The sequence below is a fragment of the Pseudomonas sp. SR18 genome, assembly GCF_023701505.1.
In the GTDB taxonomy this organism is placed as follows: Bacteria; Pseudomonadota; Gammaproteobacteria; order Pseudomonadales; family Pseudomonadaceae; genus Aquipseudomonas; species Aquipseudomonas cyclaminis.
This window is the reverse complement of the sequence record NZ_JAMQAU010000010.1, coordinates 63,599-84,497: the sequence shown is the minus strand read 5'-3', so window position 1 is coordinate 84,497 and position 20,899 is coordinate 63,599. Positions and strand designations below refer to the sequence as shown.

At 60.3% G+C, this 20,899-nt stretch carries 21 protein-coding genes; 4 read left to right on the top strand and 17 right to left on the bottom strand.

Going from position 1 to position 20,899, the window contains the following annotated elements; translation table 11 throughout:
* Window positions 1-32 precede the first annotated feature (32 nt).
* Both NDJ82_RS16255 and pdeM read left to right on the top strand, forming a co-directional pair.
* Complete coding sequence (locus NDJ82_RS16255; protein WP_250925855.1) at window positions 33-2,507, top strand: ligase-associated DNA damage response DEXH box helicase; 2,475 nt, start codon at window positions 33-35, stop codon at window positions 2,505-2,507.
* A complete protein-coding gene (pdeM, locus tag NDJ82_RS16250; protein ID WP_250925854.1) occupies window positions 2,504-3,157 on the top strand; it encodes a ligase-associated DNA damage response endonuclease PdeM in 654 nt (217 codons plus the stop codon). The genes NDJ82_RS16255 and pdeM overlap by 4 nt, the downstream gene beginning before the upstream one ends.
* A 23-nt stretch (window positions 3,158-3,180) precedes the next feature.
* Here the strand turns inward: pdeM and NDJ82_RS16245 are convergent, their stop codons facing one another.
* Both NDJ82_RS16245 and dcd read right to left on the bottom strand, forming a co-directional pair.
* Window positions 3,181-3,378: a hypothetical protein gene (locus tag NDJ82_RS16245; RefSeq protein ID WP_010212420.1), complete on the bottom strand. Its 198-nt coding sequence runs from the start codon at window positions 3,376-3,378 to the stop codon at window positions 3,181-3,183.
* 107 nt (window positions 3,379-3,485) lie between these two features.
* Complete coding sequence (dcd, locus tag NDJ82_RS16240; RefSeq protein WP_003172320.1) at window positions 3,486-4,052, bottom strand: dCTP deaminase; 567 nt, start codon at window positions 4,050-4,052, stop codon at window positions 3,486-3,488.
* 389 nt (window positions 4,053-4,441) lie between these two features.
* On the opposite strand from dcd, the gene NDJ82_RS16235 reads away from it, so the two are divergent.
* The gene (locus NDJ82_RS16235; RefSeq protein ID WP_002554837.1) at window positions 4,442-4,651 is read left to right on the top strand and encodes a cold-shock protein; all 210 of its coding nucleotides are present in this window, start codon (window positions 4,442-4,444) and stop codon (window positions 4,649-4,651) included.
* Window positions 4,652-4,831: 180 nt separating this feature from the next.
* On the opposite strand, the gene rpoS is transcribed toward NDJ82_RS16235, so the two are convergent.
* The 8 genes from rpoS to NDJ82_RS16195 form a co-directional block, all read right to left on the bottom strand.
* Window positions 4,832-5,836 (bottom strand): RNA polymerase sigma factor RpoS, encoded by a 1,005-nt coding sequence (rpoS, locus tag NDJ82_RS16230; protein WP_099583339.1) that lies wholly within the window; start codon window positions 5,834-5,836, stop codon window positions 4,832-4,834.
* 105 nt (window positions 5,837-5,941) lie between these two features.
* A complete protein-coding gene (locus tag NDJ82_RS16225) occupies window positions 5,942-6,778 on the bottom strand; it encodes a peptidoglycan DD-metalloendopeptidase family protein (protein WP_099583340.1) in 837 nt (278 codons plus the stop codon).
* Window positions 6,779-6,985: 207 nt separating this feature from the next.
* Entirely contained in the window at window positions 6,986-7,621 is a 636-nt protein-coding gene (locus NDJ82_RS16220) for a protein-L-isoaspartate(D-aspartate) O-methyltransferase (RefSeq protein ID WP_169899534.1), read from the bottom strand.
* 41 nt (window positions 7,622-7,662) lie between these two features.
* Window positions 7,663-8,412: a 5'/3'-nucleotidase SurE gene (gene surE, locus NDJ82_RS16215; protein ID WP_099583341.1), complete on the bottom strand. Its 750-nt coding sequence runs from the start codon at window positions 8,410-8,412 to the stop codon at window positions 7,663-7,665.
* The gene (gene truD / locus NDJ82_RS16210) at window positions 8,400-9,458 is read right to left on the bottom strand and encodes a tRNA pseudouridine(13) synthase TruD (RefSeq protein WP_099583342.1); all 1,059 of its coding nucleotides are present in this window, start codon (window positions 9,456-9,458) and stop codon (window positions 8,400-8,402) included. Before truD ends, surE begins: the two co-directional genes overlap by 13 nt.
* A complete protein-coding gene (ispF, locus tag NDJ82_RS16205; protein ID WP_012722614.1) occupies window positions 9,455-9,928 on the bottom strand; it encodes a 2-C-methyl-D-erythritol 2,4-cyclodiphosphate synthase in 474 nt (157 codons plus the stop codon). The genes truD and ispF overlap by 4 nt, the downstream gene beginning before the upstream one ends.
* A gap of 55 nt (window positions 9,929-9,983) precedes the next feature.
* On the bottom strand, window positions 9,984-10,829 hold the full coding sequence (gene fghA / locus NDJ82_RS16200) for an S-formylglutathione hydrolase (RefSeq protein ID WP_099583343.1): 846 nt from the start codon (window positions 10,827-10,829) through the stop codon (window positions 9,984-9,986).
* Window positions 10,830-10,837: 8 nt separating this feature from the next.
* Entirely contained in the window at window positions 10,838-11,950 is a 1,113-nt protein-coding gene (locus tag NDJ82_RS16195) for an S-(hydroxymethyl)glutathione dehydrogenase/class III alcohol dehydrogenase (RefSeq protein WP_191947750.1), read from the bottom strand.
* 110 nt (window positions 11,951-12,060) lie between these two features.
* On the opposite strand from NDJ82_RS16195, the gene NDJ82_RS16190 reads away from it, so the two are divergent.
* On the top strand, window positions 12,061-12,957 hold the full coding sequence (locus NDJ82_RS16190) for a LysR substrate-binding domain-containing protein (protein WP_099583344.1): 897 nt from the start codon (window positions 12,061-12,063) through the stop codon (window positions 12,955-12,957).
* Between the two features lie 58 nt (window positions 12,958-13,015).
* Here the strand turns inward: NDJ82_RS16190 and ispD are convergent, their stop codons facing one another.
* The 7 genes from ispD to NDJ82_RS16155 form a co-directional block, all read right to left on the bottom strand.
* Window positions 13,016-13,723, bottom strand: a complete 708-nt coding sequence (ispD, locus tag NDJ82_RS16185) for a 2-C-methyl-D-erythritol 4-phosphate cytidylyltransferase (RefSeq protein ID WP_099583345.1) — start codon at window positions 13,721-13,723, stop codon at window positions 13,016-13,018.
* The gene (ftsB, locus tag NDJ82_RS16180; protein WP_003231201.1) at window positions 13,720-13,998 is read right to left on the bottom strand and encodes a cell division protein FtsB; all 279 of its coding nucleotides are present in this window, start codon (window positions 13,996-13,998) and stop codon (window positions 13,720-13,722) included. Before ftsB ends, ispD begins: the two co-directional genes overlap by 4 nt.
* Window positions 13,999-14,169: 171 nt before the next feature.
* Entirely contained in the window at window positions 14,170-15,459 is a 1,290-nt protein-coding gene (eno, locus tag NDJ82_RS16175; RefSeq protein WP_053137218.1) for a phosphopyruvate hydratase, read from the bottom strand.
* 157 nt (window positions 15,460-15,616) lie between these two features.
* The gene (gene kdsA, locus NDJ82_RS16170; RefSeq protein WP_048719919.1) at window positions 15,617-16,462 is read right to left on the bottom strand and encodes a 3-deoxy-8-phosphooctulonate synthase; all 846 of its coding nucleotides are present in this window, start codon (window positions 16,460-16,462) and stop codon (window positions 15,617-15,619) included.
* A gap of 5 nt (window positions 16,463-16,467) precedes the next feature.
* Window positions 16,468-18,099 (bottom strand): CTP synthase, encoded by a 1,632-nt coding sequence (gene pyrG, locus NDJ82_RS16165; protein ID WP_032891641.1) that lies wholly within the window; start codon window positions 18,097-18,099, stop codon window positions 16,468-16,470.
* 274 nt (window positions 18,100-18,373) lie between these two features.
* A complete protein-coding gene (tilS, locus tag NDJ82_RS16160; RefSeq protein ID WP_250925853.1) occupies window positions 18,374-19,684 on the bottom strand; it encodes a tRNA lysidine(34) synthetase TilS in 1,311 nt (436 codons plus the stop codon).
* Between the two features lie 159 nt (window positions 19,685-19,843).
* Complete coding sequence (locus NDJ82_RS16155) at window positions 19,844-20,791, bottom strand: acetyl-CoA carboxylase carboxyltransferase subunit alpha (RefSeq protein WP_003172288.1); 948 nt, start codon at window positions 20,789-20,791, stop codon at window positions 19,844-19,846.
* Between the last annotated feature and the right edge of the window lie 108 nt (window positions 20,792-20,899).

Below are 20,899 nucleotides of genomic sequence, written 5' to 3'. Positions count from 1 at the left end.
GGGAATAGACCTTCCAGAGCGTCAGCCGCCGCATGGCAAAACCCCACGACTTCGCCAAGACATGGTTCGCCGCCAAGGGCTGGAAGCCGTTCGACTTCCAGAAAGCGGTTTGGCAAGCGGTCAAGCAAGGCCGGTCAGGGCTGCTGCACGCCAGCACTGGCGCGGGTAAAACCTACGCACTGTGGTTTGCCGCCCTCAATCGCTTCGCCACCACCCGACCGCCTGCTACGGGCAAACGCAAACCGCCTGCCGAACCGCTGACGGCGCTGTGGATCACGCCGATGCGTGCGCTGGCCGCCGACACGGCTCGCGCCCTCGAAGCGCCGCTGGCGACCTTGCAGATTCCGTGGAGCGTCGGCCTGCGCACGGGCGATACCAGCAGCAGCGAGCGCGCCCGGCAAACCCGGCGCCAACCCACCGTACTGATCACCACCCCGGAAAGCCTGACTCTGATGCTCGCCCGCGCCGACAGTGAGGCGAGCCTCGCGCACCTGCGCATGGTGGTGGTGGATGAATGGCATGAGCTGATCGGCAACAAGCGCGGCGTACAGTTGCAATTGGCGTTGGCGCGGCTGCGGCGCTGGCACCCTGACCTGATGGTGTGGGGCATTTCGGCGACCTTGGGTAATCAGCCCCACGCGCTGGAGGTATTGGTCCCACAAGGCGGCGGAATCAATGTGCAAGGGCAAACGGCCAAACAGCTGAAAGTCGACACCTTGTTGCCACTGGTTACCGAGCGTTTCCCGTGGGCCGGGCATATCGGTTTGAAGATGTTGCCGCAGGTGGCCGCCGAGGTCGAGGCCAGCAGCAGCTGCCTGGTGTTTACCAATACGCGGGCGCAGTCGGAAATCTGGTACCAGGCCTTACTGGAAGCGCGGCCGGAGTGGGCCGGGGTCATTGCCCTGCACCATGGTTCGTTGTCTCGGGAAACCCGTGATTGGGTAGAACGAGCCCTGAAAGACGGGCAGCTCAAGGCGGTGGTCTGCACCTCCAGCCTGGACCTGGGGGTGGATTTTTTGCCGGTGGAGCGGGTGTTGCAGATCGGCTCAGCCAAGGGCATCGCCCGTCTGATGCAACGTGCCGGGCGCTCCGGCCATGCGCCGGGGCGGCCATCGAGGGTGACGCTGGTGCCGACCCATAGCCTTGAACTGGTCGAGGCGGCGGCGGCCCAGGATGCAATTGCAGGGCGGCGCATCGAGGCCCGCGAATCACCCTGCAAACCGCTGGATGTACTCGTACAACACGTGGTGAGCATGGCCCTGGGCGGTGGCTTCACGCCGGATGCATTGCTGGCGGAAGTGCGCGGCGCCTGGGCGTATCGCGATCTTACGGACGCGGATTGGGCCTGGGCGCTGGGGTTTGTACGCCATGGCGGGCTGTCGCTCACCGCTTATCCGGATTACCGCCGGGTGGAGCCCGACGAGCAGGGCATCTGGCGCGTGCCCGACGCCCGCTTGGCGCGACGCCATCGCATGAGTGTGGGCACCATTGTCAGCGACGCGAGTATCCAGTTGAAATTCTGGAGCAAGGGCGGCGGCGGCAAGAATCTGGGCAGCGTCGAGGAAGGTTTCATCGCACGGCTCAAGCCTGGGGATGGGTTTCTGTTTGCCGGACGCCTGCTGGAACTGGTGCGGGTAGAAAACATGACCGCCTACGTGCGGCGCAGCACCGCCAAAAAGGCCGCCGTACCGCGCTGGAATGGCGGGCGCATGCCCCTTTCCAATGAGCTGGCCCAGGCCGTGGTGGAGCGCTTTGACGCGGCGGCGCAGGGTCGCTTCGAAGGCCCTGAAATGCAGGCGGTGCAACCATTGCTACAGACGCAGTTGCGCTGGTCCGGCCTGCCGACGCGGGAACATCTGTTGGCCGAAGTGCTGAAGTCGCGGGAAGGTTGGCACCTGTTTCTGTACCCGTTTGCCGGGCGCCAGGTGCATCTGGGGTTGGCGAGCCTGCTCGCCTGGCGGGTCAGCCAAGGACAGGCAGTGACCTTCTCCATTGCCGTCAATGACTATGGCCTGGAGTTACTGAGCGCCACGCCGGTGGATTGGTCTGTATGGCTGAGCGAGGCGCTGCTGAGCCCGGCCAATTTGCTGAGCGACGTCGCCGCCAGCCTGAATGCCGGGGAACTGGCCTTGCGGCGCTTTCGTGAAATCGCCCGTATCGCCGGGCTGGTGTTTGCCGGCTACCCCGGCGCGCCGAAAAGTACGCGCCAGGTGCAGGCGTCCAGCGGGTTGTTCTTTGAAGTGTTCAAGCAGTATGACCCGCAGAACCTGTTGCTGGCCCAGGCCGGGGAAGAAGTCCTGCGTGACGAGTTGGATATTCGCCGCCTGGAAGAGACCTTGCTTCGCTTGTCGGCACTGCAACTGGACATGCATGTGATCGAACGTCCTACGCCCCTGGCCTTCCCGCTGCTGGTGGAGCGGATGCGCGAAAGCATGAGTTCGGAAAAACTCTCGGAGCGCATTGCACGGATGGTCAAGGATTTGGAAAAAGTAGCGGAGAAACGATGACGCACTGCTCGGTGACGCTTCGCGGCGAAGAACTGTGGTTGCTGGCGGAGAAAGCCGTGTACTGGCCTGCGCGCCAGTGTTTGTTGATTGCCGATGCGCACTTTGGCAAGGCATCTGCCTATCGCAGCCTGGGGCAGCCAGTGCCGCAGGGCACTACTACCGACAACCTGCAGCGTCTGGATCACTTGTTAAGCGCCCTGCCGTGCGCGCAGGTGATCTTTCTGGGCGACTTCCTGCACGGTCCCGGCTCACACGCCAGCGGCACACTGAGCGCACTGCGGGACTGGCGAGCACGGCATTGCGACCTGGCGATGACGTTGATTCGCGGCAATCACGATAAACGCGCGGGCGATCCACCTGCTGACTTGAGGATCGAGGTGGTGCCTGAGCCGCTGCTGATGGGACCTTTCGCCCTGCAACACGAACCGGATCCCCATGCCAGCCACCTGGTGCTGGCGGGGCATGTGCACCCGGTGTATCGCTTGCGCGGCAAGGGCCGGCAGAGCCTGCGCCTGCCGTGCTTCCTGCTGGGCAGGCACGTCAGCCTGTTGCCAGCGTTTGGCGCATTTACGGGCGGATACGCAGTAGATCAGGGCGATGATCACCAAATTTTTGTGATTGGCGATCACCAGGTCTGGCCAGTTGGCTGAAACACCGACTGGGCTTGCAGGTATCAGGCAACCGGTGCGGGTGGCGGCTCATCGGGAAGGGTCGGCTCACCGGGTTCGGTAGGCTGTGGGTAATCCGGCTCGGGTTGGCCGGGGATGCCGCCCGCATAAGCGGGATCGGCCATCAGGGACCAGGCCAGAACGCCAATCTGGTTGGGTTCAAGCCGGGCAAGTTCTGCGCTGATTCGCGGGTCGATCTTCATAAGGCACTCCTCAAGCGTGGCCCGGCGCGTTTTGCACGCGCCGAGGCAGTACACCCAATAGAGTCACTTTCTGCGGACTAATTCCCTTTACGCGTAGGACCTTTCGATCAAGCGCGTGGCAAGGTGACGCCGCGCTGGCCTTGGTACTTGCCTGCGCGGTCTTTGTAGGACACTTCACAGGCCTCGTCGGACTGCAAGAACAGCATCTGCGCCACGCCTTCATTGGCGTAGATCTTGGCCGGCAGGGTGGTGGTGTTGGAGAACTCCAGGGTGACGTGACCTTCCCACTCGGGCTCAAGCGGCGTCACGTTAACGATAATGCCGCAGCGCGCGTAGGTGCTTTTACCCAGGCAGATGGTCAGCACGTCGCGGGGAATACGGAAGAATTCCACGGTGCGCGCCAGGGCGAAAGAGTTTGGCGGAATGATGCACACGTCGCTCTTGACGTCGACGAAGCTCTTTTCGTCGAAGTTCTTCGGGTCGACGATCGCCGAGTTGATGTTGGTGAACACCTTGAACTCATCGGCGCAGCGCACATCGTAGCCGTAGCTGGAAACGCCATAGGAGATCACTCGGTCGTCGCCTTCACCACGAATCTGGCGCTCGACGAACGGTTCGATCATGCCGTGCTCTTGCGCCATGCGGCGAATCCACTTGTCCGATTTGATGCTCATGGCGGGTGTCCTGAATAGCGAGGTGGAAAAATTCTGTGTGGCATCTTACCGGTGCCGGCGTTGGGGTTCAAAGGGCGTCGGGCTTTTCTTGATGAATGCCCCGCCGGCTGTAAGGCGCAGCCAGCAGGGCCGGGGGCCGTATTGCCGCCAGCGGTACCGGTAAATACCACCGCCAGTCACGAAAATAGAGAAACCTTCGGAAATACCATTGGCACGTTCCGGAAAAAGGGTTAAGGTGGCGCCACTGTGCTGCTTGTGTCACTGAGAATCTCTACACGATATGTTGAATTTCGATCCAACCATCTCCAAGAATTTTTCCTGCTCTTTGCACTCAGTCTCGGCCAGGGCTTTTCCTGAGTCGCAGTTAACTTTGTCCAAGGAGATACACCATGTCTAATCGCCAAACTGGTACCGTTAAGTGGTTCAACGATGAAAAAGGCTTCGGCTTCATCACTCCACAATCCGGTGACGACCTGTTCGTTCACTTCAAAGCTATCCAATCCGACGGCTTCAAAAGCCTGAAAGAAGGCCAACAGGTTTCTTTCATCGCTACCCGCGGTCAGAAAGGCATGCAAGCTGAAGAAGTTCAAGTTATCTAACTTGTACTGACTTAGTCGAAAAAACCCCGCCCTTAAAAGCGGGGTTTTTTTATGCCTGGTACAAAAAATGTGGGAAGGGGCTTGCCCCGATTGCGATGTATCAGTCGATATAGCTGGCGACTGTGACACTGCTATCGGGGGCAAGCCCCCTCCCACATTCAAGCAATCAAGCTGCGCCGCTTATTGGAACAGCGATTCACTCGACAAGCCATTCTTCTCCAGGATCTCACGCAAGCGCTTGAGCCCTTCCACCTGGATCTGCCGCACCCGCTCACGGGTCAGGCCGATCTCCAGGCCTACGTCCTCCAGGGTGCTGCTCTCATGACCACGCAGGCCGAAGCGGCGAATCACCACTTCACGCTGCTTGTCTGTAAGCTCCGACAACCACTGGTCAATGCTTTGGGACAGATCAACGTCCTGCAACAGCTCGCAAGGATCTGTAGGGCGATCATCCGTCAGGGTGTCCAGCAGGGTTTTATCCGAATCCGGACCCAGCGAGACATCGACCGAAGACACGCGCTCGTTAAGGCCCAGCATGCGCTTGACCTCCCCTACCGGTTTTTCCAGCAGGTTGGCGATTTCTTCGGGCGAGGGTTCATGATCGAGTTTTTGAGTGAGCTCACGCGCTGCCCGCAGGTAGACGTTGAGCTCCTTGACCACATGGATCGGCAACCGGATCGTGCGGGTCTGATTCATGATCGCCCGTTCGATGGTCTGGCGAATCCACCAGGTGGCATAGGTTGAAAAGCGGAAGCCCCGCTCAGGGTCGAACTTCTCCACTGCCCGGATCAGGCCCAGGTTGCCCTCCTCGATCAGGTCCAACAGGGACAGCCCACGATTGACGTAGCGCCGGGCGATTTTCACCACCAGGCGCAGGTTGCTTTCAATCATGCGCTTGCGCCCAGCCGGATCACCCTTTTGCGACAACCGCGCAAAATGGACTTCCTCTTCGGGGGTCAGCAGGGGGGAAAAGCCGATTTCATTGAGGTACAGCTGGGTCGCGTCGAGCGCCCGTGTGTAATCAATGTATTTATGTTGCTTTAACGCGGAGGAGTTTTTGGATTTGGTGCGAACTGAAGGTGTTGCAGGTCCCTCATTCGACATCGATTCCATAGCGATACCGGTCTCCATAAGGAGAACCTCATCGTCGATGTCAAACTCCGGCGCTTCTTTACTGAGAGCCATTGTTATAGTCCTTTGGTGAGTTCGACCTCAAGCTCAAGCGACGCCTTTATCCTTGGCAACGCTGGAGCCTGTTCCTTCTACGTGAGGGAACAGGCTGGCAACACATCAACGACGGGGTAAGAATTGCAGCGGATCTACAGGCTTCCCTTGACGGCGAATCTCAAAGTGCAGTTTCACCCGGTCTGTACCCGTTGAACCCATTTCGGCAATTGTCTGTCCGACTTTGACTTGCTGCCCCTCCCGAACCAACAGCCTGCGGTTATGACCGTAAGCACTGACGTAGGTATCACTGTGTTTGATGATGACCAGCTCGCCGTAGCCCCGTAAACCACTCCCGGCGTACACCACTGTCCCATCAGACGCAGCTAAAACAGGCTGTCCCAAATCCCCGGCGATATCAATGCCTTTATTCAAACTACCGTTTGAAGAGAATTTTCCAATCAACACTCCGTTTGAGGGCCATCCCCAACCGGTCGGCGCAGGTCCGGCAGGCGGCAACGGCGCGGCTGTCGGCTTGTTCGCAGCCGTCGGCGCAGCAGTGCCGGCAGGCCGAGTAATGATGGTGGTTTTGCTCGAAGACGACGGTGAAGATCCGGTGTTTGTCACAACCGCCGTAGGCGCGGAACCGGTGCGACCATCGAAGCGAATCGTCTGACCCGGATGTATCGTGTAGGGCACAGGAATATTGTTACGGGCTGCAAGCGCTTTGTAGTCCCAGCCATAACGGAAGGCGATCGAGAACATCGTGTCGCCCTTGCGCACCACATATTGCCCGGTAGTTACCGTCGGCTTTTGCGGTGCGGCATTATTACGGTCAACGACCCGTGCACCGCTGCTTGGCGAGCTGGAACAGCCCACCAACAAGGAACCGAAGACAAGGCCAAGCACCAGTCGCTGAAAACTTGTTTTACCCATACGCTGCGCAAGACCTGTGAGACTCACCCGCCGCTCCCTTTATGGTGGCTGAACATGAACGCCTGTATCAGGCTTGAAATATGTCGCAAGTATAACTGGGCATTGAAGTTTTACCGGCACGCGACTGAAACGAATCATTCAACGTGTTGAATCGATGAAGCCATCATGTTGACTTGATGGACCCCGCCGTAAGACACATCCCCATCCGCAGAATTCACTGACGGCGAAAATTCATCAAGCCAGCGGGCCGTTGAGTAACGGAACAAAGCGTACGGCGCCCAATACATGCCGGGAAAAACCGTCGTCTTCACGGACAATAAGCATCAATTGTTGCACTTCGCCGGAGCCCACCGGGATGACCAGGCGCCCGCCCGGGGCCAACTGGTCGAGCAGCGCTTGCGGAACATCGGTGGCCACGGCGGTGACGATAATGCCGTTGTAAGGCGCCAGCGCCGGCCAGCCTTCCCAGCCATCCCCCCAGCGAAACACCACGTTGCGCAGGTTCAGTTCCACCAGGCGTTCCTTGGCACGATCCTGAAGCACCTTGATGCGCTCCACCGAGAACACACGCTCCACCAGCTGCGACAGCACGGCGGTCTGATAGCCGGAACCGGTGCCGATCTCCAGCACCTTGTCCAGCGGCCCTGCGGCCAGCAGCAGCTCGCTCATGCGCGCCACCATGTAGGGCTGGGAGATGGTCTGGTTATGCCCGATGGGCAAGGCCGTATCTTCATAGGCGCGATGGGCCAGGGCCTCATCGACAAACAGATGGCGAGGCGTACGGCGGATCACTTCCAACACCTGAGCGTTGGACAACCCTTCTTCGTACAGGCGCTGGATCAAACGCTCACGGGTGCGCTGGGAGGTCATCCCGATGCCCCGACGCAGCAGGTCGTCTTGTTCACGAGCCATCAGCGCAATCCCTCCAGCCAGCCTTCGAGACCACTGAAGGCATCGCTGAAGGTTCGGTCGAATTGCAACGGGGTAATCGACACATAACCTTGCATCACCGCATGAAAGTCCGTGCCCTCGCCCCCGTCTTCGGCATCACCGGCGGCTGCAATCCAATAGCCTTCCTTGCCGCGCGGGTCGACCACTTTCAACGGCGCTGCTGCACGGGCGCGATGGCCCAGGCGCGTCAGTTGGATGCCACGGATATGGTCGAGGGGCAAATTGGGAATATTGACGTTGAGCACTGTACGCGGCGGCAGGTCCAGGGAGGCGTGGGCCTCCACCAGCTTGCGTGCGAAATAGGCGGCGGTGGGCAGGTTGTCCAGTTGCCGCGAGGCAAACGAAAAAGCGAACGAGGTACGGCCCAGGAAGCGCCCTTCGAGCGCTGCCGCCACGGTGCCGGAATACAGCACGTCGTCGCCCAGGTTGGCGCCGAGGTTGATGCCCGACACCACCAGGTCCGGCTCTTGATCCAACAGGCTGTTGATGGCCAGGTGCACGCAGTCGGTGGGCGTACCGTTGACGCTGATAAAGCCATTGGCCAGAACCTGCGGGTGCAGGGGACGGTCGAGCGTCAGCGAACTGCTGGCACCACTCTTGTCCTGGTCGGGGGCAACCACCACGCACTCGGCGTAATCCTGCAGCGCAGCATAGAGCGCGGCAAGGCCGGGTGCGGTGGCACCGTCATCGTTTGATATCAGAATACGCATGGGCTGTCCGTCTGCCCCACCGGCACCAGATCAACAAGCTCGCGCACCAAGACAGTGGCGAAGCATCCGGCCGGCAGGACGAATTCCAATTGCAGAATGTCAGGCCCGGGATAATGCCACGTCAACCCGCCAATGGGCAGTCGCAGAATGCGACGTTCCTGGCTCATGCCGGCATTCACCAGCCAATCGCGCAGGTCGGCTTCACTGGCGGCGATCGCCTGCTCCAGTTCATGGGTGGCACCGGTCGCGGGCGAATCGCCTTCGCCCCACTGCGGGCCGGTGGGGTGCAGGTCCAGGATCGCCAGGCGCGGGTCACTGCACTCAGCCTCTCCCGCCGGGAAAAAACTGCGACTGTCAGTAAACGCCAGCAGATCACCCACTTGCGCACGCTGCCAGGAACCGTCGGCGACCCGTGCTGCCAGGACCTTGTTGAACAGGAAACTGCGCGCCGTAGACAACAACCGCGAACGCACATTGCGCTGCTCTGGCAGGGCCTTGCGCGCGGCCCACTCACGGGCGTCGACCACATTGCCACCGTTGTGGCCAAAACGCTGGGTGCCGAAATAATTGGGAATGCCGTGCTGCGCAATCAGCTGCAAACGCGCATCGATGGCGGCGGTATCGCCGGCCAGCTGGGTCAGGCGCAAGGTGAACCCGTTGGCCGCGTGCGCGCCGCGTTGCAGCTTGCGCTTGTGGCGGGCGGTCTTGAGAATCTTGAGGGTGTCGTTTTCTGCAGCGCTCATGTCCGGGTCGGCCTTGCCCGGCAGTTGCACGCTGAACCACTGGCGGGTCAGCGCCTGGCGGTCCTTGAGCCCGGCATAGCTGACGGTGCGCAACGGCACGCCGGCAGCCTTGGCGATACGGCGCGCAGCTTCCTCAGTATTGAGGCCACGTTTTTCCACCCACAGCCACAAGTGCTCGCCCTCGCCGGTCAGCGGGATATCCAGCACTTCGTCGACCTGGAAATCTTCAGCCGTGGCCTTCAGGACCGCGCTGCCCAAAGCCTCGCCGTAGGCTCGCGGGCCCAGCAATTCCAGATCATTCATGCGCGCAGCAACAAGGCGACGGAGTGCACCGCAATGCCCTCTTCACGACCGGTAAACCCGAGCTTTTCGGTGGTGGTGGCTTTCACGTTGACTTGATCCAATTCAATTTGCAGGTCTGCGGCAATCAGTGCGCGCATCGATTCGATATGGGGCGCCATCTTCGGTGCCTGGGCGACGATGGTGTTGTCGACGTTACCGACCTTCCAGCCCTTGGCGTGGATCAGGCCGACCACGTGGCGCAGCAATACCCGGCTGTCCGCGCCCTTGAAGGTGGGGTCGGTGTCCGGAAAGTGCTTGCCGATATCACCCAACGCCGCAGCGCCGAGCAAGGCATCGCTCAAGGCATGCAACACCACGTCGCCGTCGGAATGAGCCAGCAGCCCATGGTGGTGCGCAATGCGCACGCCGCCCAGGGTGATGAAATCGCCTTCAGCGAAACGGTGCACATCGTAGCCGTGGCCAATACGCATAAAAAAAACGCCCCGATTTAATTCAGGGCGTGATTCTACCTACTTTTGCCTCACATTAACCGAGCAAAGCACGGCCATGGTGTCGCAAATGGTCTTCGATGAAGCTGGCGATGAAGAAATAGCTATGGTCATAGCCAGGTTGCAGGCGCAGTTCCAGCGGATGCTTGGCCGCCTTGGCTGCTTGCCGCAGGGCTTCAGGCTTGAGCTGCACCGCGAGGAAATCGTCGCGATCGCCCTGGTCCACCAGCAAGGGCAGCTTTTGCGAGGCTTCGCTGATCAATACGCAGGCATCCCATTCACGCCACTTCGAGCGCTCTTCGCCCAGGTAACGGGAGAAGGCTTTCTGGCCCCACGGGCAATCCATCGGGTTGTTGATCGGCGAAAACGCCGACACCGACTGGTAACGCCCCGGGTTGCGCAGCGCGCACACCAGCGCACCGTGTCCGCCCATGGAGTGGCCGCTGATACCGCGTTTATCCGAAGCAGGGAAATGCGCTTCAACCAACGCCGGCAATTCCTGCACCACGTAGTCATGCATCCGATAATGCCTGGCCCACGGTTCCTGCGTGGCATTCAGATAAAAACCGGCCCCCAGACCGAAGTCCCAGGCGTTATCCGGATCACCCGGCACACCGGGACCGCGAGGGCTGGTGTCCGGCGCAACGATGATCAACCCCAGCTCGGCGGCCATGCGCTGTGCGCCAGCCTTCTGCATGAAGTTCTCGTCGGTGCAGGTCAACCCGGACAGCCAATACAGCACCGGCAGCTTGCCGCCCTGCTCCGCTTGCGGCGGCAGGTAAACGGCGAAGGTCATGTCGCAATCGAGCACGTCGGAATGATGCTTGTAGCGTTTATGCCAGCCGCCGAAGCTCTTCTGGCAGGACAGGTTTTCCAGACTCATGGCCGACCTCAGAAGTGGATGACGGTACGAATGCTTTTGCCTTCATGCATCAGGTCAAACGCTTTGTTGATGTCTTCCAGGCCCATGGTGTGGGTGATGAAGGTGTCCAGCGGGATCTCGCCGGTCTGGGCCATTTCCACGTAGCTTGGCAATTCAGTACGACCGCGCACACCACCGAACGCAGAACCACGCCAGACGCGACCGGTCACCAATTGGAACGGACGGGTAGCGATTTCCTGACCAGCACCGGCTACACCAATGATCACCGACTCGCCCCAGCCTTTATGGCAGCACTCAAGTGCGGCACGCATCAGTTGCACGTTGCCGATGCATTCGAAGGAAAAGTCCACGCCGCCGTCGGTCAAATCAACAATCACGTCCTGGATCGGGCGGTCGTAGTCTTTCGGGTTGATGCAGTCGGTTGCGCCCAATTGCTTGGCGATTTCGAACTTGGCCGGGTTGATATCGATGGCAATGATGCGACTGGCCTTGGCCTTGACCGCGCCGATCACCGCTGACAGGCCGATGCCGCCCAGCCCGAAGATAGCCACGGTATCGCCCGGTTTGACCTTGGCAGTGTTGAGCACCGCACCGATGCCTGTGGTGACGCCGCAACCAAGCAGGCAGACTTTTTCCAGCGGCGCGTCTTTAGCAATCTTGGCCACGGAGATTTCCGGCAACACGGTGTACTCGGAGAAGGTCGAGGTGCCCATGTAGTGGAAAATCGGCTGGCCCTTGTAGGAAAAGCGCGTGGTGCCATCCGGCATCAAGCCTTTGCCCTGGGTAGAACGGATGGCCTGGCACAGGTTGGTCTTGCCCGACAGGCAGAATTTGCACTTGCCGCACTCCGGGGTGTACAGCGGGATCACATGGTCACCGACGGCGACCGAGGTAACGCCCTCGCCGATGGCTTCAACCACCGCACCGCCTTCGTGGCCGAGGATCGACGGGAAGATACCTTCCGGGTCGGCGCCCGACAGGGTGTAGGCGTCGGTGTGGCAGACGCCGGAAGCCACCACGCGCAACAGGACTTCGCCAGCCTTGGGCATGGCGACATCCACCTCAACAATCTCAAGGGGTTTCTTGGCTTCGAAGGCGACGGCGGCGCGGGACTTGATCATCCGGTGTTTCTCCAGGGAGTTTAAAACTGAGACGGCGAGTGTAAAACATGCCCCACTGATTAATAATCCAGGCAAAAGCAAAACTTTATTGCTGTACAGGGACAATCACCATGTTGGAAAACCGCTGGGAAGGCATCGATGAATTTGTCGCCGTGGCCGAGTGCAGCCAATTCACGGCAGCGGCCGAGCGCCTGGGCGTGTCCTCATCCCATATCAGCCGGCAGGTGGCCCGCCTGGAAGAGCGACTGCAAACACGATTGCTGTATCGCAGCACGCGCAAGGTGACGCTGACCGAAGCCGGCCAGACCTTCCTGCAACACTGCCAACGCTTGCAGGACGGCCGCGAAGAAGCCCTGCGTGCAGTAGGCGACCTCGCCAGCGAACCCAAAGGCATGCTGCGCATGACCTGCGCCGTGGCTTACGGCGAACGTTTTATTGTGCCGTTGGTGACGCGATTCATGGGGCTTTACCCTCAGTTGCGGGTGGATATCGAATTGAGCAACCGCCAGTTGGATCTCGTGCATGAGGGCCTGGACCTGGCGATTCGCCTGGGGCGCCTGCAGGATTCGCGAATGGTCGCCAGCCGCCTCGCGCCGCGCCGCATGTACTTGTGCGCCTCGCCGTCCTACTTGGCACGGTATGGTCGGCCACATAGCTTGTCGGAATTGAGTCGGCACAACTGCCTGATCGGCAGTTCGGATATTTGGCAACTGGCCCAGGACGGGCGCGAATTCTCCCAGCGGGTGCAGGGAAACTGGCGCTGCAACAGTGGGCAGGCGGTGCTGGACGCGGCGTTGCAGGGGGTTGGGTTGTGTCAGTTGCCGGACTATTACGTGCTGGAGCACTTGCACAGCGGCGCGCTGGTGTCGCTGCTTGAGGCGCATCAGCCGCCGAATACGGCGGTGTGGGCGCTATATCCGCAACAGCGGCATTTGTCGCCGAAGGTCAGGAAGCTGGTGGATTTCTTGAAGGAGGGGTTGGCCGGGAGGCCGGAGTACAGTCGTTGATTGGGTGTTGCTCGGGCGGGCCTCATCGGGGGCTTGCCCCCGATAGCGGTTCCGCTGATTACCGCCGATTCGCCCACCGCAACCGCAACCACTCAAGATCCTCCGGCCGGGTCACCTTGATATTGTCCGTTCGCCCTTCTATCAGGCGCGGCGCCTGACCGGACCACTCCATGGCCGAGGCTTCGTCGGTGATAAGCGCATCGGCCACCAGGCTGTCAGCCAATGCACGGTGCAAGGCGCCGAGGCGAAACATCTGCGGCGTGTAGGCTTGCCAGATGAGACTGCGATCCACGGTTTCCACCACCCGACCCTGCTTGTCGGCACGCTTCAGGGTATCGCGCGCCGGCACAGCCAAAAGGCCGCCGACGGGATCGTCAGCCAGTTCGCTCAATAAATTGTCGAGGTCCTCACGACTCAGATTGGGCCGGGCAGCATCATGCACCAGCACCCAATCCTCATCGCTGGCGCCCAGGGCATTGAGCTGCAGCAACGCGTTAAGCACAGAACCCGAGCGCTCGGCGCCACCGTCCGCACGCTGGATACGCGGGTCAGTGGCACATGCCAGGTTTGGCCAATAGGGGTCATCACAAGCAAGACTGACCACCAGGCCCTTGAGCGCTGGGTGGTCGAGAAAACAGCCAAGGCTGTGTTCAAGAATAGTGCGCCCGCCCAGTTGCAAATATTGCTTGGGACGGTCCGCAGCCATACGGGCACCGACGCCCGCGGCAGGAATCACGGCCCAGAAGGCCGGCAAACTGTTACTCATTGGGCCAACTGGTAGAGGGTTTCGCCCTCCTTGACCATGCCCAGTTCATGACGAGCCCGCTCTTCAACGGTCTCCGTGCCTTTTTTCAGCTCAAGCACTTCAGCATCCAGGACGCGGTTGCGCTCCAGCAAGATCTCGTTTTCGGCGTGCTGTGCCGCAATTTGCTCAGTCAGGTCTTTTACCTGCGCAAAGCTGCCATTACCCACCCACAGGCGGTACTGCAGGCCAGCCAGCAACAAGAGCAAGACGAGGAACAACCAATTGGGACTGCGCATCGAATATCGGGTATCCAGTGAAAAAAGACAGCCATGCCTAACTTTTGAAGCAACTGATAGCACGAAGCCTGGAAGAACCAGGCTTGTGCTTGATAGCCATCAGATTAGCGTCGAAATGTTCACTTTCGTGAACTTTCCGACGCAATCCGCCGACTTTTTAGCATTTACAGATCAGCCGCGAAACTCACCGCGACCGTTGTACTTGGCTTTGCCCGCCAGTTGCTCTTCGATACGCAGCAATTGGTTGTACTTGGAAACGCGATCGGAACGGCACAGGGAACCGGTCTTGATCTGGCCCGCCGAGGTACCCACGGCCAGGTCGGCAATGGTCGAATCTTCGGTTTCGCCGGAGCGATGGGAGATTACGGCGGTGTAGCCCGCAGCCTTGGCCATCTGGATGGCTTCCAGGGTTTCGGTCAGGGTGCCGATCTGGTTGAACTTGATCAGGATCGAGTTGGCGATCTTTTTATCGATGCCTTCCTTCAGGATCTTGGTGTTGGTCACGAACAGGTCGTCGCCCACCAGTTGGACTTTCTCGCCGATCTTGTCGGTGAGGATTTTCCAGCCGTCCCAATCGGACTCGTCCAGGCCGTCTTCGATCGAGATGATCGGATAGCGCTGGGTCAGGCCCTTCAGGTACTCAGCAAAACCTTCGGAGTTGAACACCTGGCCTTCGCCGGACAGGTTGTATTTGCCGTCTTCATAGAATTCGCTGGCGGCGCAGTCCAGGGCCAGGGTCACGTCGGTGCCGAGCGTGTAGCCAGCGTTGGCCACGGCTTCGGAGATCACTTTCAGTGCATCTTCGTTGGACGCCAGGTTGGGTGCGAAACCACCTTCGTCGCCTACGGCAGTGCTCAGGCCACGGGCCTTCAGGACAGCTTTCAGGTGATGGAAGATCTCGGTGCCCATGCGCAGGCCTTCGGAGAAGGTCTTGGCGCCAACCGGCTGCACCATGAATTCCTGGATGTCGACGTTGTTATCAGCGTGCTCGCCACCGTTGATGATGTTCATCATCGGCACCGGCATCGAATAGACACCCGGCGTACCGTTCAGGTTGGCGATGTGAGCGTACAGCGGCAGGTCCTGGTCCTGAGCAGCAGCCTTGGCAGCGGCCAAGGACACGGCGAGGATGGCGTTGGCGCCCAGGCTACCTTTGTTTTCGGTGCCGTCGAGCTTGATCATCGCGTGGTCCAGGGCTTTCTGGTCCAGCGGATCCTTGCCCAGCAACAGGTCACGGATCGGGCCGTTGATGTTGGCTACAGCCTTGAGTACACCCTTGCCCAGGTAACGGCTCTTGTCGCCATCACGCAGTTCCAGCGCTTCGCGCGAACCGGTGGAAGCACCGGACGGCGCGCAGGCGCTGCCGATGATGCCGTTATCGAGAAGCACGTCGGCTTCGACGGTGGGGTTGCCACGGGAGTCGAGAACTTCACGACCTTTGATGTCGACGATTTTTGCCATTGTTGTAAACACTCCAAAGTTGACGAAAACGACGCAGCTGAAGGGAAACTTTTGACCGACCGCAAGGGTGGAACAACGGGGCAGGCTTGCAGGCGACAAGGCTCAGGCCCGAGGGCCTGAACAGAAAACGTGGGAAAGTCTACCGGAGAAACGACGCTTACGCGGTCTCTACCGTCGGAAAACTCTTGACCAGTTCGTCCAACTGCTTGAGCTGGGCCAGGAATGGCTCCAGCTTGTCCAGGCGCAAGGCACATGGACCGTCGCATTTGGCGTTGTCCGGATCCGGGTGGGCTTCCAGGAACAGGCCAGCCAGGGACTGGCTGATGCCGGCCTTGGCCAGGTCCAGTACCTGGGCACGACGCCCACCGGCGGAGTCGGCGCGACCACCGGGCATTTGCAGCGCGTGGGTCACGTCGAAGAACACCGGGTATTCGAACTGTTTCATGATGCCGAAACCGAGCATGTCCACCACGAGGTTGTTGTAGCCGAAGCTCGAACCGCGCTCGCAGAGGATCAACTGGTCGTTACCCGCTTCCACGCACTTGCTCAGGATGTGTTTCATCTCCTGGGGCGCGAGGAACTGGGCTTTCTTGATATTGATCACTGCGCCGGTCTTGGCCATCGCGACGACCAGATCGGTCTGGCGCGACAGGAAGGCCGGCAACTGGATGATGTCGCATACTTCGGCGACCACGGCGGCCTGTTCAGGCTCGTGGACGTCGGTGATGATCGGCACACCGAAGGCTTGCTTGATGTCCTGGAAGATCCGCATGCCTTCTTCAAGGCCTGGGCCGCGATAGGAGGTCACGGACGAACGGTTGGCCTTGTCGAAGCTGGCCTTGAACACGTAAGGGATACCCAGTTTCTGGGTAACCTTTACGTACTCTTCACAGACCTGCATCGCCATGTCACGGCTTTCCAGCACGTTCATGCCGCCGAACAGCACCATGGGCTTGTCGTTGGCAATCTCGATGTCGCCTACGCGAATGATCTTCTGGGCCATCAGGTTTACGCCTTCTTCTGATGTTGCGTCAGTGCAGCTTTGACGAAACCGCTGAACAACGGGTGACCGTCGCGTGGAGTCGAGGTGAACTCTGGGTGGAACTGGCAAGCGACGAACCATGGATGATCCGGCGCCTCGACCACTTCAACCAGCGCGCCATCACCGGAGCGACCGGAGATTTTCAGGCCGGCTTCCTTGATCTGTGGCAGCAGGTTGTTGTTCACCTCGTAGCGGTGACGGTGACGCTCGACGATCACGTCCTTGCCGTAGCAATCGTGAACCAGCGAGCCCGGCTCCAGCAGGCAATCCTGCGCGCCAAGGCGCATGGTGCCGCCCAGGTCGGAGCTTTCGGTACGGGTTTCAACAGCGCCAGTGGCGTCTTCCCACTCGGTGATCAGGCCCACGACCGGGTGACCGCTCTTGCTGTCGAACTCGGTGGAGTTGGCGTCTTTCCAGCCCAGCACGTTACGGGCAAACTCGATAACGGCCACTTGCATACCCAGGCAGATACCCAGGTACGGCACCTTGTTCTCACGAGCGTACTGCACGGCGGTGATCTTGCCTTCCACGCCACGCAGGCCGAAACCGCCGGGAACAAGAATCGCGTCAACACCTTCGAGCAGCGCAGTGCCCTGATTCTCGATGTCTTCGGAGTCGATGTAGCGCAGGTTGACCTTGGTACGGTTGCTGATACCGGCGTGGCTCATCGCTTCGATCAGCGATTTGTACGCGTCCAGCAGCTCCATGTACTTGCCGACCATGGCGATGGTGACTTCATGCTCAGGATTGAGCTTGGCGTCGACCACGGCTTCCCATTCGGACAGGTCCGCGCCATTGCACTGCAGGCCGAAACGCTCGACCACAAAATCGTCCAGGCCTTGCGAGTGCAGGATGCCCGGGATCTTGTAGATGGTGTCGGCGTCTTCCAGGGCAATCACCGCACGTTCTTCGACGTTGGTGAACTGCGCGATCTTGCGACGCGAGGAAATATCGATCGGGTGATCGGAGCGGCACACCAGCACGTCCGGCTGAAGGCCGATGGAACGCAGTTCCTTGACCGAGTGCTGGGTTGGCTTGGTCTTGGTTTCGCCGGCGGTGGCGATGTAAGGCACCAAGGTCAGGTGCATCAGCATCGCGCGCTTGGCGCCGACTTCGAAACGCAACTGGCGGATGGCTTCGAGGAACGGTTGGGATTCGATGTCACCCACGGTGCCACCGATCTCGACCATCGCCACGTCGGCATCGCCTGCACCCTTGATGATGCGGCGCTTGATTTCGTCGGTGATGTGCGGGATCACCTGGATGGTTGCACCCAGGTAGTCACCACGGCGCTCCTTGCGCAGCACGTGCTCGTAGACACGGCCGGTGGTGAAGTTGTTGTTCTGGGTCATGGTCGTGCGGATGAACCGCTCGTAGTGGCCCAGGTCCAGGTCAGTCTCGGCGCCGTCGTGTGTGACGAACACTTCACCGTGCTGGAACGGGCTCATGGTGCCCGGGTCGACGTTGATGTACGGGTCCAGCTTGAGCATGGTGACTTTAAGCCCCCGCGCCTCCAGGATGGCCGCCAATGAAGCGGAGGCAATGCCTTTCCCCAATGAAGAAACAACACCGCCCGTGACGAATATGTAGCGCGTCATGAAAAACCCTAGAAGTCTGCGTTAAAGCGGTCCGAGCCGCCGGGGAAAGCGAAGAGAGGCCGAAGCCCCCGATCACCTGCATTAATCACAGTGCACCTTTCAAAAAAACCGCCGCGTTGTGACAGACCAGCAGTGAAACTGCCAGTACGTTGATCGCTACACATTTTTTGGAATCGCCCAGCAAAGACTGCTTGGTAATCGGCAACTGCTGCGATTCAGGCGAATCCACAGAAGTTGTATCAAGAAGGGAGCGTAGTCTACCGGAAAGGCGCTATCAGCTCAAACCTTGATCGCAGGTCTGTGGCATCCAATGTAATTGCCAGCCTCGACTGGGTGCCGCCCAATGTCCAATGAGGCTGGGCACGCCCAGCAATTGCTCGCCCCGATACAGCAGCGGCAATCTGCCACGGACGAAACCCGGCACGCCACTTTCGTTAAGCAGGCGCTTCAAGTCACGCCGACCTCGGCCGGGCACCTCGACGATTTCACCGCCCTGGCGATAACGCACCTCCAGCGGACCTTCGGGCGCCTCGCCGATAATGCTCAGCAGGCCATTGCCGGGTAACTCTAGTGGGTTTTGCGGATCGGGCCAGCTCACCGTTGCGTCGGAAAATTCCGACCAGATCGCAGGCAACCACCAGATGCGCTCGCCACAGCGGTGCAACTCGCCGTCAGCCAAGCGCCATAGCGGCTGCGCGTCGGCCTTGGCATCACGTAAGGAATACCAACTGGCCCAGTGATCACTGTCGGGCAACCGGGTGAGCGGAGCCAGCCAGTGACGCAGGGCGTTGCGCTGGCGGGCATCGGAAAGCTTGCGCAGTGCTGCCAAATCCAGGGATGGCAACTGAAGCCAGGGCAACGGCGAAGGTCGATCCGCGAACTGCAAGTCCATGCGGGCCAGCTCATCAAGCAGTCCCTGCGCGTCGCTCAGGTGCTCGGCGGTACGGGCCAGGCTTGAGACAGCCTGGGGCCAGCGTTCCGTGAGGACAGGGAACACTCGGTGGCGCAGGTAGTTACGGGAGAACCGTGGATCGGCATTGGATGGATCCTCGATCCACTCCAATTGATGCTCGTGGGCGTAAGCCTCCAGTTCCGCACGGGAGGCATCCAGTAACGGGCGCAGCAGATGCCCCCCCGCCAATGGACGCTGCACCGGTATCGCTGCCAACCCGCGCACCCCGGCCCCGCGCAAGAGGCGAAACAGCAGAGTCTCAGCCTGATCGTCGCGATGCTGGCCCGTGAGCAAGACCTCCCCTGCCCCGACCACCTCGGCCAACGCCTGGTAACGCGCCTCACGGGCGGCACGCTCAAGACTCGCGCCTGGCTGGACCTGTACGCGCATGACGCGCAAGGGCACGCCCAGGCTGTCACAAACTGACTGGCAATGACTTGGCCAGGCATCAGCAGCAGCCTGCAGGCCATGGTGGACATGAACGGCGCTGAGCGGCGGGAGGTGTTCGGTGTTGGCGAGGAGGTGGAGCAGGACAGTGGAATCAAGACCGCCGGAGAAAGCGACATGCAAGGCGGGGGCGTTGCGCCAGGGGGCCAAGGCGTGCCGTAGTCTGGCGGTTAAGCAGGGCTTCATGGAAAGTACCGCCATCGATCTGTAATGCGATAACCCAGCATACACAAAGCAAATGTGGGAGGGGGTTTGCCCCCGATAACAGTGGGTCAGCCACCCGATTGTTGACTGACACCCAGCTATCGGGGCAAGCCCCCTCCCACACTTGGTCTTGCTGCGACTTTAGAGACCGTAGCTCATCAGGCGCTCGTAACGACGGGCCAGCAGTGCTTCGTTATCCAGCTTCTTGAGCATCGCCAGTTGCGAGCCCAACTCGGCACGGATGGTCGCAGCGGCAGCAGCAGGGTCGCGGTGGGCGCCGCCCAGTGGCTCGGCGATCACTTTGTCCACGATGCCAAGACCTTTGAGGCGATCGGCGGTGATGCCCATGGCTTCAGCAGCGTCCGGCGCCTTTTCTGCGGTTTTCCACAAAATCGAGGCACAACCTTCGGGGGAGATCACCGCGTAGGTCGAATATTGCAACATGTTCAGTTGGTCGCACACGCCAATGGCCAGTGCACCGCCGGAACCACCTTCACCAATCACGGTGGCGATGATCGGGGTCTTCAGGCGGGACATGACACGCAGGTTCCAGGCAATCGCTTCGCTCTGGTTGCGCTCTTCAGCGTCGATACCTGGGTAGGCACCCGGCGTGTCAATGAAGGTCAGGATCGGCATTTTGAAACGCTCGGCCATTTCCATCAGGCGGCATGCCTTGCGGTAGCCTTCCGGACGCGGCATGCCAAAGTTGCGGCGGACTTTCTCGCGCACTTCACGGCCTTTCTGGTGACCGATCACCATCACTGGCTGGTCGTCCAGGCGAGCGATACCGCCCACGATGGCCGCGTCGTCGGAGAAGTGGCGGTCGCCATGCAGCTCGTCGAACTCGGTGAAGATGTGCTGAATGTAGTCCAGGGTATATGGACGGCGCGGGTGGCGGGCCAGGCGCGCGATCTGCCAGCTGGTCAGCTTGCCGAAGATGTCTTCGGTAAGGGTGCTGCTCTTGTCTTGCAGGCGGGCGATCTCATCGCCGATATTCAGCGAATTGTCATTGCCGACCAGGCGCAGCTCTTCGATCTTGGCTTGCAGGTCAGCGATCGGCTGTTCGAAATCAAGAAAATTCGGGTTCATAAGCGTCCGTCTTGGGTCGACGGCCAGGGCGTGCCTGGCCAGCCGGTTGTCTGTTCGCGCCCTACCTTAAGGGAGAGGCGCGTTCAGGTCGAGATTAAATGTTCAGCC